Source organism: Bacillus sp. MMSF_3353, from assembly GCF_030733445.1.
Lineage (GTDB): Bacteria > Bacillota > Bacilli > Bacillales > Bacillaceae_G > Bacillus_A > Bacillus_A wiedmannii.
Genome location: NZ_JASHJA010000003.1, coordinates 536519 through 548082 on the forward strand (window position 1 = coordinate 536519; position 11564 = coordinate 548082).

At 34.9% G+C, this 11564-nt stretch carries 17 protein-coding genes; 9 read left to right on the forward strand and 8 right to left on the reverse strand.

Features of this window, described 5'->3' with window-relative positions; translation table 11 throughout:
- Positions 1–8: 8 nt before the first annotated feature.
- The gene (locus RBB48_RS10860; RefSeq protein WP_000440293.1) at positions 9–155 is read right to left on the reverse strand and encodes a teichoic acid D-Ala incorporation-associated protein DltX; all 147 of its coding nucleotides are present in this window, start codon (positions 153–155) and stop codon (positions 9–11) included.
- A 328-nt stretch (positions 156–483) separates the two neighbouring features.
- Here RBB48_RS10860 and amaA point away from each other — a divergent pair, with 328 nt between their 5' ends.
- The 5 genes from amaA (at position 484) to RBB48_RS10885 (ending at position 3553) form a co-directional block, all read left to right on the forward strand.
- A complete protein-coding gene (amaA, locus tag RBB48_RS10865) occupies positions 484–1653 on the forward strand; it encodes an N-acyl-aliphatic-L-amino acid amidohydrolase (RefSeq protein ID WP_306007623.1) in 1170 nt (389 codons plus the stop codon).
- Between the two features lie 226 nt (positions 1654–1879).
- On the forward strand, positions 1880–2056 hold the full coding sequence (locus RBB48_RS10870) for a hypothetical protein (protein ID WP_016088748.1): 177 nt from the start codon (positions 1880–1882) through the stop codon (positions 2054–2056).
- Positions 2049–2495 carry a flavodoxin gene (locus RBB48_RS10875; protein WP_000041145.1) on the forward strand — a complete coding sequence of 149 codons (447 nt, stop codon included), beginning with the start codon at positions 2049–2051 and terminating at the stop codon, positions 2493–2495. Before RBB48_RS10870 ends, RBB48_RS10875 begins: the two co-directional genes overlap by 8 nt.
- A 24-nt stretch (positions 2496–2519) precedes the next feature.
- Entirely contained in the window at positions 2520–3293 is a 774-nt protein-coding gene (locus RBB48_RS10880) for a hypothetical protein (protein WP_306007624.1), read from the forward strand.
- 98 nt (positions 3294–3391) lie between these two features.
- Positions 3392–3553, forward strand: a complete 162-nt coding sequence (locus RBB48_RS10885) for a hypothetical protein (protein WP_046958209.1) — start codon at positions 3392–3394, stop codon at positions 3551–3553.
- Here RBB48_RS10885 and RBB48_RS10890 read toward each other — a convergent pair.
- Entirely contained in the window at positions 3550–4458 is a 909-nt protein-coding gene (locus tag RBB48_RS10890; RefSeq protein WP_097890361.1) for an aminoglycoside phosphotransferase family protein, read from the reverse strand. The genes RBB48_RS10885 and RBB48_RS10890 overlap by 4 nt on opposite strands.
- Before the next feature lie 83 nt (positions 4459–4541).
- Between RBB48_RS10890 and RBB48_RS10895 the strand changes: the two genes are divergently transcribed.
- Entirely contained in the window at positions 4542–5060 is a 519-nt protein-coding gene (locus RBB48_RS10895) for a biotin transporter BioY (protein ID WP_097890359.1), read from the forward strand.
- A gap of 63 nt (positions 5061–5123) precedes the next feature.
- On the opposite strand, the gene RBB48_RS10900 is transcribed toward RBB48_RS10895, so the two are convergent.
- The 3 genes from RBB48_RS10900 to RBB48_RS10910 all read right to left on the reverse strand — a co-directional run bounded on the left by RBB48_RS10900 (position 5124) and on the right by RBB48_RS10910 (position 6902).
- Positions 5124–5273 carry a hypothetical protein gene (locus RBB48_RS10900; RefSeq protein WP_000743739.1) on the reverse strand — a complete coding sequence of 50 codons (150 nt, stop codon included), beginning with the start codon at positions 5271–5273 and terminating at the stop codon, positions 5124–5126.
- A 20-nt stretch (positions 5274–5293) separates the two neighbouring features.
- The gene (locus tag RBB48_RS10905) at positions 5294–5467 is read right to left on the reverse strand and encodes a hypothetical protein (RefSeq protein WP_000343559.1); all 174 of its coding nucleotides are present in this window, start codon (positions 5465–5467) and stop codon (positions 5294–5296) included.
- A 70-nt stretch (positions 5468–5537) separates the two neighbouring features.
- On the reverse strand, positions 5538–6902 hold the full coding sequence (locus tag RBB48_RS10910) for an MATE family efflux transporter (RefSeq protein WP_106382755.1): 1365 nt from the start codon (positions 6900–6902) through the stop codon (positions 5538–5540).
- Between the two features lie 181 nt (positions 6903–7083).
- Here RBB48_RS10910 and uppP point away from each other — a divergent pair, with 181 nt between their 5' ends.
- Positions 7084–7875, forward strand: a complete 792-nt coding sequence (uppP, locus tag RBB48_RS10915; RefSeq protein ID WP_060489503.1) for a bacitracin resistance undecaprenyl-diphosphatase — start codon at positions 7084–7086, stop codon at positions 7873–7875.
- 29 nt (positions 7876–7904) lie between these two features.
- On the opposite strand, the gene RBB48_RS10920 is transcribed toward uppP, so the two are convergent.
- Both RBB48_RS10920 and RBB48_RS10925 read right to left on the reverse strand, forming a co-directional pair.
- Positions 7905–8492, reverse strand: coding sequence for a thioredoxin family protein (locus tag RBB48_RS10920; RefSeq protein WP_097890357.1), 588 nt, complete (start codon positions 8490–8492; stop codon positions 7905–7907).
- Between the two features lie 33 nt (positions 8493–8525).
- On the reverse strand, positions 8526–8957 hold the full coding sequence (locus tag RBB48_RS10925) for a YrvL family regulatory protein (protein ID WP_087984835.1): 432 nt from the start codon (positions 8955–8957) through the stop codon (positions 8526–8528).
- A 162-nt stretch (positions 8958–9119) separates the two neighbouring features.
- On the opposite strand from RBB48_RS10925, the gene RBB48_RS10930 reads away from it, so the two are divergent.
- Together RBB48_RS10930 and RBB48_RS10935 are read left to right on the forward strand one after the other, a co-directional pair.
- Positions 9120–9539: a MarR family winged helix-turn-helix transcriptional regulator gene (locus RBB48_RS10930; RefSeq protein ID WP_137035313.1), complete on the forward strand. Its 420-nt coding sequence runs from the start codon at positions 9120–9122 to the stop codon at positions 9537–9539.
- A 136-nt stretch (positions 9540–9675) separates the two neighbouring features.
- Positions 9676–9831, forward strand: a complete 156-nt coding sequence (locus tag RBB48_RS10935) for a hypothetical protein (protein ID WP_000184933.1) — start codon at positions 9676–9678, stop codon at positions 9829–9831.
- Between the two features lie 22 nt (positions 9832–9853).
- On the opposite strand, the gene RBB48_RS10940 is transcribed toward RBB48_RS10935, so the two are convergent.
- On the reverse strand, positions 9854–11089 hold the full coding sequence (locus RBB48_RS10940) for a dicarboxylate/amino acid:cation symporter (RefSeq protein WP_000814822.1): 1236 nt from the start codon (positions 11087–11089) through the stop codon (positions 9854–9856).
- Positions 11090–11564 lie beyond the last annotated feature (475 nt).

An 11564-nucleotide genomic window follows, 5' to 3' on the forward strand; every position in this document is an offset into this window, starting at 1 on the left:
TTCCCACCCTAAAATTCGTTGTAAATAAATGTACTTGTGTTTGTATCATGGAATCCATACAACCAAAGCAATGCAAATAAAATTGCAAGGTAATAAACCGTCTTTGCAACCCATTGTGTGAGTGGTCGAGACCATATCTCTTTTAATCTTTCCATGTCTTTCCCTCTCTTAATGAAATGATAGCTCTTTGTAGGTATCATGTCCTACATTATTGTGAAAAAAACAAAATTCCACATTTTAGGTAAAAATAAGTCAAAAGGCTCTTTTCTGATATTAGCACTAAATACTAAAAAAGAAAATCCCTAACTTAGCAATTATATTACATTCAGTATGAATTTGTAATGGGTTTGACATGTAAATAGGAAGTGGATTGTGTGAATGTATAAAAGTGGTCTGGGAGAATGGATAGAAATGTAATATTTGTTTGAGTTTTTCATAGTTAATATATGAATTGTTAAAGTTTCATAAGAGGAGGAATTTCTGATGAAGAGGATGTGGAAGGATCTTATTTCAGAAGAAAACATTATTAAGTGGAGACAGCATTTTCATAAATATCCGGAATTATCATTTCATGAAAAAGAAACTTCACAATTTATATATGATACATTATGCACATTTTCTTCTTTTGAAGTAACGAGACCGACGAAGTATAGTGTACTAGCAATTAAAAGAGGGACGGGACAAGGGAAAGTAGTTGCAATTCGAGCTGATATAGATGCTTTACCAATTCAAGAGGAGACAAGTAAATCTTATACGTCTGTGAATAAAGGAATGATGCATGCATGTGGGCATGATGCTCACGCAGCTATTTTGTTAAGTACAGCAGAGGTGCTATCAAATATAAAGGAAGATTTCGTAGGTGAGATTCGTCTCTTCTTTCAGCACGCAGAAGAGGTGTATCCTGGCGGGGGACAAGAAATGGTTGAGGCAGGCGTGATGGATGGTGTTGATTATGTAATAGGTTTACATGTTATGTCTGGATTGGAGAGCGGGAAAATCGGAATTGCGTATGGACCGATGATGGCGGCACCGGACGTATTTACAGTTGAAATTCAAGGGAAAGGAGGGCATGCGGCGAGGCCAGAAGAAACGATAGATCCTATTGCTATCGGAGCGCAGATTATTACAAATTTACAACATATCGTATCAAGAAATACAAGTGCTTTCATGCAAAGAGTTGTTTCAGTTACGCAGTTTCATGGGGGAATGGCTGATAATATTATTCCTAATGCAGCAACTTTAATGGGAACTGTGCGTTCTTTTAATCAAGCGTTAAGAATAGAAGCAGAAGAGAAAATTGAGCAAATCGTGAAAGGAATTACAAAAGCGCATGGAGGGAAGTATACATATACGTATCGATATGGATATGATCCGGTTATTAATGATGAATATATTACGAAAGTAGTAGAAGAAAGTGCACTACATTTGTTTGGGAATGAGCGTGTTGTGAAGCTTGAACCTTCTATGGGAGGAGAAGATTTTTCAGCATATTTAAGAAAAGCACCGGGTTGCTTCATTAAATTGGGGACGGGGAATGAAAAGATAGATACTTGTTATCCACATCATCATCCAAAATTTGATGTAGATGAAGCAGCTTTAATTTATGGAGTGGAATTATTTCTAGAGACAGCAATAAGATTACTAAAATCGTAAAAAAGTATAAAAAAAGGCAACTGCGCTCTATCGCAGTTGCTTTTATTTCTTTCCGTCAGAGAGGGCTGAGAAAGAACTATGCTCATTTATAGTATATGAATAGCTAACGGACAAGCTTGTACATTTTAATCATTTTTTTAAAAATAGTTATTGACATTGATAATCACTGTCAATTAATCTAAGGGTAGTTGAAATTGATAATTATTATCAATAGGATGGATGCGACATGTTAATGAGAAAAAAATTTCACCTTCTGCGGAGGGGATTAAAAGATAAAAATAAAGATGTTGATCAGCATATGGAATGGCAACGAAATGTAATTCGATCTGAATATGTAGATGAGAAGAGTACACTTCCAACAGAAAAAGAGATACAAGGTAAAAGGAGAGATTCAGTTGAGTAAGTTAGTAATGATATTTGCAAGTATGAGTGGAAATACAGAGGAAATGGCTGATCATATTGCGGGTGCAATTCGTGAAACAGAAAATGAAATTGAAGTGATCGATATTATGGATTCACCAGAGGCTTCTATACTAGAACAGTATGATGGAATTATTTTAGGTGCTTACACTTGGGGAGATGGTGACCTTCCTGATGATTTCTTAGATTTTTATGACGCAATGGATTCTATTGATTTAAATGGGAAAAAAGCAGCAGTATTCGGATCATGTGATTCGGCTTATCCGAAATACGGCGTGGCGGTTGACATTTTAATAGAAAAGCTACAAGAGCGCGGAGCTGCAGTTGTGTTAGAAGGACTAAAAGTAGAATTAACGCCAGAAGATGAAGATGTAGAAAAATGTTTACAGTTTGGAGCTGAATTTGTAAAACACCTTTCTTAATGGCAGAAGGGAGATGAAGAGCAAGTGCACGAGAAAATCGCAATCAAAACGATGACAGATTATCATTTGTATGATTTTATGCGTTGCCCGCATAAATTTTATTTTCGTCATATAAAAAGAAGAGAACCTTCTTCGTTTGAATGGCAACAAATCGCACAAATGATTGTGAATCGAATTATTAACGAATATTACACACTACCTGCGGGCCAACAAACGAAAATTGTACTTTTAATATTAATAGAAAAGTATTGGAAAAAAGTAAGGGTTAATATGTTTGCTTCGAAGGCGGAGTATTATATTGTGTTAGCGAAGCTAACAGATCACTTATTACAGTTTGTTGAAAGAGATGATAGTCAGACACCGCCGTTATTTTTGTATGAAAAATTTCAAACATATATGGAAGAGTTAGGTGTCCACATGTCATTGACATTAGAAGTTGGTGAGTGGAGTACTGAGTCGTTTGTAATTAAAAAGTATGTTGTCGATGTGGATGAGGAAATGCTTGCTCTTTGTCAAAAGTTAATGACAGTATTCAGTTATAAAGCTTTCGGCATTCTTCCAGGAAAAATTGAAGTTATTAATTTAATAGAAGGAACTAAGTATGAGTACATTCCGAAACAGGAAGATATTATAACTGGCATGGCTGATTTATCTAGAATGAAAGAAATGTTGCAACAACCTGAGCATTATACAGAGCGTCATTTTCGTTCTGAGTGTATGAGTTGTGCGTTTCGTAGTGAATGCCAAAGGGAAGAAGTAAAGAAAGAAGCGAAGCAGAAGAAAAATATCGTACATTAAAGGATGCAATTTTGCATCCTTTTTTGTTATTGACATGAAAAGCTTTTCATCATTTACCGTATATTTGTAGCAGATTTTAATAAAGGGAGGAATAATCAATGAAAGATGAAACGAAAGTATTTCAATGGTTAAAAGAACAGAATGCTCCTTTTGGAATTCAACTGCAAATTTTACAAGCGTTTCAACTGTATCAAATTATTGTTGAAATGGATAAAAAGTTAATGATGTATGAAGAGAGAGAATATCGGGAGAGAATTTAATCTCGGCCCTGTAGTATTACTTTCAGTTTTTCTGTACCTGCTAGGAATTCAAGTTCATTCTTTGTTTCAAAGTTATAAATCATATTATGTAATAAAGGACTGTATTGATAAAAGGTCGTGATGCGATGAATGAGTAATGGATCATGGTGTGAAATAAGCGTACTGTATTGTTCATATACTGATGTAGTAAATTCATGTCCAAAATCATAATATAGCCCAGCAAAGTCAAAGGCGGGATCTCCTATTTGAGCATCACCAAAATCGATAATCCCTGAAATGGTTTTATTTTGGTGATCAAATAAAATGTGATGATGTGTAAAGTCAGCGTGAATAATTGTTTTTTGAAAAGTGGATGTATCGATACATGTAAAGAAATTTTCGAATAAACAATTTAACGCTGATTTCTGGTATGAAGTAAGACTGTTAGTAAGATATTGAGTTAATTTTGTTTGTAGCTCTTTCCAGTAGGTGAGTGTTTTTTCTATAGGGAATTCTAATGCCTTCACACGCTTTAAAGGAATACTATGTAGAGCCGCAAGGAAAGTCGCTAATTGTGTAATAATTACTTCAAGTTCTTTTTTCTCTAGCTTGGTAACTATCTCTTTTTTAAACGGTTCACCATGAATGAGAGTATAGTAACTACAGAGGGGAACAGTATCAGTATCCTTTTTATAGAATAGGTGATACTTTGGAACCTCGATTTCTTGTAGCAAATGAGAGAGAATTATGCACAGTTCTTTTTCTAAAGGAATTCGCATTGCATATTCTTGTTTTCGCGGGAAACGAAACAGTAGCTCATCATTTACTATAACTGCTACATTATCCCATCCTTCTTCATTTTGTTTATATGAATGTATAGAAAGATTAGGCAAAGCTTCTTTTATATACTGTTTGTAAGAGTCCATAATTGCTCCTCGTTTCTGAATTAAGTTATTCCACTTCATGATATCGGAATTTTCTTTCTATATGTTAAAATATAACTATCATTATGAAGAAGGGCGGGAGTATTACGAAGAAAAGACTATTCATCATTTCTCTATGTATCGCTTTTGGATTGTTTTGGTCATATAAAGAAGAGGTTTTTGCTAGCTTTAAACCGATTAATAAGTACGGATTAAATAATGAATTAAAGAACAAAAGTATAGAAACTTTAACTCATAATGAAATGAAAAAGGTAGGAAAACATTTTGTGACAGAGCAATTATCAGTGTTTGAGCTTAATAATAAAGAAGATGTGAAACGAAAAGGTGAAGTACTATTTGTAAATAGAGGGTATGAACAATTAATAGGAAATTATTATCCAAATCGGTTTCGGGATTTAGAGTATAAATTTACAAACGAGGACATACGTGAAGTGACGGATGAAAGTTTTCGTTATCAAACTGTAGCGTACGTTGCGGGTGCTGAAAATGGTAAGAGAAGCGAAATGAAATTGAATTATGAAATAAAAATTGTAAAGGTTAATAATATATTTAAGGTGTTAGAACAAAAACAGTATGTAAAATAAAGTGAAACATGAATTAGTGCTACAAATAGCGGATAAAAAAATCCCCCAGTTCTTTGAGGGATTCTAAAGGTTTTCATTTTGTTGACCAAGTTCTTTTTGAGCAATATATAAATTTCCTTGCTCGACTTGTTTCTGTGTAAGAACAGAATCACCTGCATACCCTTTTTCTGTTTTCACAGTTCTTTTTGAACGATTGGAATCTTGTTTCTTCATATATAATATGTCACCTTTCCTTAAAAATAAACGAAAATGATGAGTACGAGTAACACCGCAGCAAAAATGGTAATGCCCATTAAAAACGAGGTGTTTTTATATTTAGGTGGCTTATGTACATCTTGCCGATATCCAGGTGAAATTTCAGGGGCGAATTCTTCATCGAATGATTGCTTTTTTTCTTTTTCGTCCATATGTATCCACCTTTCTTTTTCATTATGTTATACGTTCAAAGAAAAAATATGCATAAAGAAAACCGCCCCTCTATCGTGAGCGGCGGTTTTCTGTTGTATATTTTCTTTGAACTTGAAAGAGACGGACAAGAAGGAAGATAGCGCCAAATGCTAGACCGATAATAAGACCGATCCAATATCCTTTTGCTGCCCAGTCAGTATAAGTTGCTAATATGTAACCGAGAGGGAGACCTATTACCCAGTAAGCGATTAATGTCATAATTAAGGAAACATTTACGTCTTTATAACCACGTAGTGCCCCTTGTACAGGAGTTGCAATTGCATCTGAAATTTGAAATAAAATCGCAAATATAAGAAATTCTTTTGCTAAATGATGAACTTGTATATCTGTCGTATAAATTGAAGCAATTGCATCATCAAAGAAGTAGAGAAGAATTGAATATAATAGGGCGAATGCAAGTGCTAAGCCAATCCCGATAAATCCATATTGTTTTGCGTTATTGTATCGCTTTGCTCCAACTTCAAATCCAACAGCGATGGTCATTGCCATTGCTAAACTTAAAGGAGTCATATATAACAAGGAAGCGAAGTTCATAGCTGCTTGATGAGCAGCGATTGTTGTCGTACTAAAATTACTCATCATAAGTGTCACCGCAGCGAAAATACTCGTTTCAAAAAAGATAGCAAATCCGATAGGGACGCCAAGTTTTAAGAATTCAGTCCAACTTGAAAGAGAAGGACGATATAATTGTTTAAATATATTGAAAGATGCGAAAGGCTCTTTCGTACGAATAATAATAACGGTAATGATTAAAATGCACCAATAGGTTGCTGCAGAAGCAATTGCCGCTCCAACACCACCGAGTTTTGGAAAACCGAAATGACCAAAAATTAATACATAATTTAATACTACGTTAATTGGTAATGATAGTAATGTAATGATCATCGTTGTGCGAGTTTTTCCTAATGCATCAATAAAGCCGCGTAAAACAGTGTAAGTAAATAAAGGGATAATTCCAATTGCAATAATACTTAAAAATTGTGCCGCAATACGTTCCACGGGTTCTTCCAGGCGCATGCCGTTTAAAATAGGTGAAACAGCGAAGAAACCGATAAGGATGACCACGAAACTGGCACAAATTGCTAAATATACTGCTTGTATGACAACTTGGGGAACATCCTCTTTTTTCTTTGATCCAACTAGCTGCGCAACAATTGGAGTAGTAGCCATTAAAATTCCTGTTAATCCGGTACTAACGGGAAGCCATATACTTGTTCCGATAGCAACACCCGCTAAATCAATAGGACTTGCGTGCCCGGACATTGTCGTATCGAAAAAACTCATTGCAAATAATGACATTTGCGTTACGAAAATCGGGAAAAATAGTAATACAAATTGCTTTAATTTTTGTGAGAATGAATTAGTTTCTTTCATAAAATCCCCTTTCCGCTAAAAAAACAAACTCATACTATCATACAATTTAATCAAAAAATAGAAAAGAAATACGCGCATACAACATGTACAATCAATAAAAAAAGGATGCACTTTAAAAGGGGATAAGGTATTATGATAAGGTGTGAAAAATTACATATTTGTTATTAAGGAGGCACTACTCGTGGCTGATTGGTTAATTGGAATAATCATGGGTGCTGTTGAAGGTTTAACAGAGTTTTTACCAGTTTCATCAACAGGACATATGATTTTAACAGGTCATTTACTTGGATTTGACGACGAGAGAGCGAAAGTTTTCGAAGTTGTTATTCAATTGGGATCGATTTTAGCAGTTGTTGTTATATTTTGGAAGCGTCTATGGTCTTTAGTAGGTATTGGGAAAGTAACAGATGGACCATCGTTAAATTTATTACATATTATTATCGGGATGATTCCTGCCGGCGTACTTGGCGTATTGTTCCATAGTGCGATTAAAGAAGTTTTATTTGGGCCAGGCCCAGTTGTCATCAGTTTAGTGGCTGGTGGTATTTTAATGATTGTTGCTGAGAAGTTTTCGAAACCAAGTACAGCAAGAACATTAGATGAAATCACATATAAGCAAGCATTTACAATTGGGATGTTCCAATGTTTAGCGCTTTGGCCAGGATTTTCTCGTTCTGGTTCTACAATAAGTGGTGGTTTATTAGCTCGCGTGTCACATACAGCGGCGGCTGAATATACATTTATTTTAGCAGTACCAATGATGGTAGCTGCAAGTGGTTTAGATTTAATTAAAAGCTGGGATATATTAAGTGCGGCTGATATCCCGTTATTTGCAACAGGATTTATTACAGCATTCGTTGTTGCGATGCTTGCAATTGTTTCATTCTTAAAATTATTAGGTCGTGTAAAACTAACACCGTTCGCTTACTATCGTTTCATTTTAGCTGCGGTATTCTATTTCTTCATTATGTAATAAAAAAACTGCCGAGTTCGGCAGTTTTTTTATTTTACTACTTTTTCCATCATGCTTTCCATTACATGTTCCCAAAGAGAAGTATCATCAGCTAATGTAGCACGGAAATTAGCGTACATTTCTTTTTGTTTCTCTTCGAATGTTGGATCTTCTTTTTCAGGCAATGTAGCGCGCATTGAAGTTACTAACTCTTGTACTTTTGGAGCGCGTGGTCCCCAAGCGGCTTGTTCATTTCCATCTTTATCAATGAAAATAAAAATTGGAATGGCACGTGCTGTTCCATTTGTTAAATATTGATCCATTAATTCTAAGTTTTCATCGCGAATTAATAATCTCATATCAATATTTGCAACTTCAGAAATTCGTTTCATAACAGGTACGCATAAAAGAGCGTCACCACACCAATCAGCTGTTAATACGATAACACGCCAGCCATCATTTTGGCGTTCTTCTAATACAGGAAGTAATTCATTTGGAATTGAAAAGTTATTGTAAATGTGCAGTAGCTCATATTGATTTACTTTCATTTCATTCACATATGTATCAAAGGACATACCTTTATCAGCCCATTGTTGTAAGTTCATAAGTAACACCTCTTTAGTATGATTTGTTTTCATTGTACCAATTTTTATATAGAAAAGCTTGCATTCTTACTCTTTCTTGTCACTTAATAATTGATTTAATAGGAAAAGGAATAGTACGACACATAATTCAGTAAGATTGGACAGTTGTACGCTCTCTATCCAATCATCGGCAGTATGAATGACGAACCAATCTAGCGTAATTTCAATGATTGCAAAAAGAGTAATAGCCAGCCAATTTGGCATGTTTTTTGTCATTGGATATAGCAACGCCTTGAGGAAACCGAAGATAAAGAATGTAATACCGTCTAAGAAAGTGATTAATAGAAAAAATAGAAGTAAAGCAGTGCGTGATCTATACTCTATACCTGTAATATGAAAGATTCCTACATAAACAAAGAATATAAATGCAAAAATTATAATGAGAAACAGAATAACAAAACCAATAATCAAAGTCTTATCTTTTAGATTGAGATTAGAAAATTTTTCTTCTTCACTCACTATTCCATCCCCTTTTTCTGGAAAATCAACTTTATTGTATCATGAAATATCTATTAAAAAACTACGAATTGTGGGAAAATAAGGTGACAAAAAGTAAGATTTCATGTAAAATTATTAATAAGGTTTTTATTTAACTAAATGAAATAAAAGGGGCTGTCAAAGTTGTCTCAAAATCGAGAGCAATTAATGGAAGAACTATCGACAAATGTTTTTGCTATGTTCCGCACGTTGCGTAATGATATTGGAAAGATATTTGGTGGTTACATACCGTGGAATGAGTTCATCGTCCTTAGAATATTGAATCGTACGAATAAAGAAATGGTATCACGTGTAGCCAATGAGTTAAATGTGTCGAATAGTCATATTACAGCTGTTACAGAAAAATTAATTAATAAAGGTTTTGTAACTCGTTCACGTTCTACGTCAGATCGCAGAGTTGTATATTTGGAGATTACAGAACAAGGAAAAGATTTAGTTGCAAAAATGGAAGGGGAGAAAAAGAAATATTTACAAGAAAGATTCTCCACGCTTTCAGAAGAAGAAATGAATATAATGATATCAATTTCTAAAAAACTTATTTAATTCATCACAGGTAAGAAAACGCTTACGTAATAAAGAAGAAGACCTTCCTTATGAGAGGAAGGTCTTCTTTCGTATGTAAAAGATTATAAAAAAGAAAATATGTAACATACTACTAGTAAAGGAAGGGGGCAGACATATGACAAATCGAAATGGTAGTAAAGGGAGCGGAAATCAAGGCTCACCAAAATCAGGACAGTTTCAGCAAGAGTTTAGTACTGAATTTGAGACTGGTAATGATAATAAAGGAAAAGAATATCGTTCGAAAAAAGGAAGTAAATCAAAAAAGGAGTGAAATAATTCACTCCTTTTTTGATTTAAGATGCTGCGGATTGATCCGTATTATATTTTTCTTCTGATTTTGCGACGATCATTGCGCAAATTGCATCACCGGAAATATTTACAGCTGTTCTTGACATATCTAAAATGCGATCAATACCGATAATTAAGGCAATACCTTCTACCGGTAGATTTACTTGATTTAAAACCATCGTAAGCATTACAAGTCCAACACCTGGTACACCAGCAGTACCGATACTAGCTAGTACAGCAGTTAATACGACGACAGCTAATTGGGACATAGTAAGCTCAACTCCGTATACTTGAGCGATAAACACAGTTGCTACACCTTGCATAATGGCAGTACCATCCATATTAATTGTTGCACCTAGTGGTTGTACAAAAGAACTTATCGCTTTTGGAACGCCAAGTTTTTCTTGTGCTGTTTTCATTGCAAACGGAAGAGATGCATTAGAGCTAGATGTACTAAACCCAATTGCCATTACCGGTCCGAAATGTTTAAAGAAACGGACAATACTTTCTTTTGCTAATACCTTTAATAATCCGCCATAGACGAAGACGCCGTGAATAATAAGTACTAGCATAACGACAATCATATACTTGAACATCGCAGCGACGCCTGCAAGACCCATTTTACCAACGGATGAAGCGAGCAATCCAAATGTTCCGATTGGAGCTAATTTCATAACGAGATTAACAAGATACATCATTAATTCGTTGCCCTGTTCAAGTAATGAATGGATACCTTGAACCCGTTTTCCTAAAATAGCTATACCGAGTCCGATTAATACGGCAAAGGCAATAATTTGTAACATGTTTCCATCAGCCATCGCTTTTGCTGGGTTATCTGGTACGATATTTAGCAATGTATCGACGAAAGATGTTTCGGTTTTTGCCCCTTCATATTTAAGCCCTTCGGTTTTAAAGTTACCGCCAGATCCTGGTTGTATAATCAGTGCAAATGTAACTGCAATAGAGATGGCAACGGCTGTAGTTACAAGAAAGAATGAAATTGATTTTAAGCCGATTCTTCCAAGTTGTTTCGGGTCTCCAAGCCCAGCAGATCCAAGCACGATAGAAATGAATACAACAGGAACAACTAGCATTTTAATGAGGCGAATAAATAATTGACCAAGTGGATTGAACACATATTGATTTAATGGTTCAAAAATGGATGGTGCAGCTAAATTTAAAGTGAGTCCGACGACTAAACCGAGAAATAATGCGATTAAGATTGCTTTTGTTTGTTTCAATAAAACCCCCCCTTTATTTTTGTGAAATTACTTTCTACATTAATTGTACAGAAAAACCGCCTATTTTGACAGTATTTTCTGAATATTTTGTATGAAAATATGTATTTAAATATAGATTGCTTTTGCTAAAGTAAGCAAAAAAGTTGGGGAATCTAGTTAGAACACAAAGTAGACCATCACATAGGATGGTCTAGGGAAGGGGACAATTTATGTCGATTTAATTAGGGATGGAAGCCATTCAAAGACACTGGGGAATGTCTTATAAATTAGGGAGGAACAGCTTCGATACATATACTATAAAAGTTGGATGTGACCCCCACGTGAACATAGAGTGAAAGAGAGAGGGAGTTTTAAATAGAAGATAGAGTAAACAAAAAAATAAGACCATCACAAATGACGGCCTAAGGAAGGGGACAATTTATGTCAATTTAATTAGGGATGGAAGTTGTTCAAGACACTGGGGAATGTCTTATAA

Bases quoted from the DNA above. Each gene is read 5' to 3' on its own strand.
- RBB48_RS10860 (WP_000440293.1), bottom strand. From the start codon at position 155: ATGGAAAGATTAAAAGAGATATGGTCTCGACCACTCACACAATGGGTT.
- amaA (WP_306007623.1), top strand. From the start codon at position 484: ATGAAGAGGATGTGGAAGGATCTTATTTCAGAAGAAAACATTATTAAG.
- RBB48_RS10870 (WP_016088748.1), top strand. From the start codon at position 1,880: ATGTTAATGAGAAAAAAATTTCACCTTCTGCGGAGGGGATTAAAAGAT.
- RBB48_RS10885 (WP_046958209.1), top strand. From the start codon at position 3,392: ATGAAAGATGAAACGAAAGTATTTCAATGGTTAAAAGAACAGAATGCT.
- RBB48_RS10890 (WP_097890361.1), bottom strand. From the start codon at position 4,458: ATGGACTCTTACAAACAGTATATAAAAGAAGCTTTGCCTAATCTTTCT.
- RBB48_RS10895 (WP_097890359.1), top strand. From the start codon at position 4,542: ATGAAGAAGGGCGGGAGTATTACGAAGAAAAGACTATTCATCATTTCT.
- RBB48_RS10900 (WP_000743739.1), bottom strand. From the start codon at position 5,273: ATGAAGAAACAAGATTCCAATCGTTCAAAAAGAACTGTGAAAACAGAA.
- RBB48_RS10905 (WP_000343559.1), bottom strand. From the start codon at position 5,467: ATGGACGAAAAAGAAAAAAAGCAATCATTCGATGAAGAATTCGCCCCT.
- RBB48_RS10910 (WP_106382755.1), bottom strand. From the start codon at position 6,902: ATGAAAGAAACTAATTCATTCTCACAAAAATTAAAGCAATTTGTATTA.
- RBB48_RS10920 (WP_097890357.1), bottom strand. From the start codon at position 8,492: ATGAAAACAAATCATACTAAAGAGGTGTTACTTATGAACTTACAACAA.
- RBB48_RS10935 (WP_000184933.1), top strand. From the start codon at position 9,676: ATGACAAATCGAAATGGTAGTAAAGGGAGCGGAAATCAAGGCTCACCA.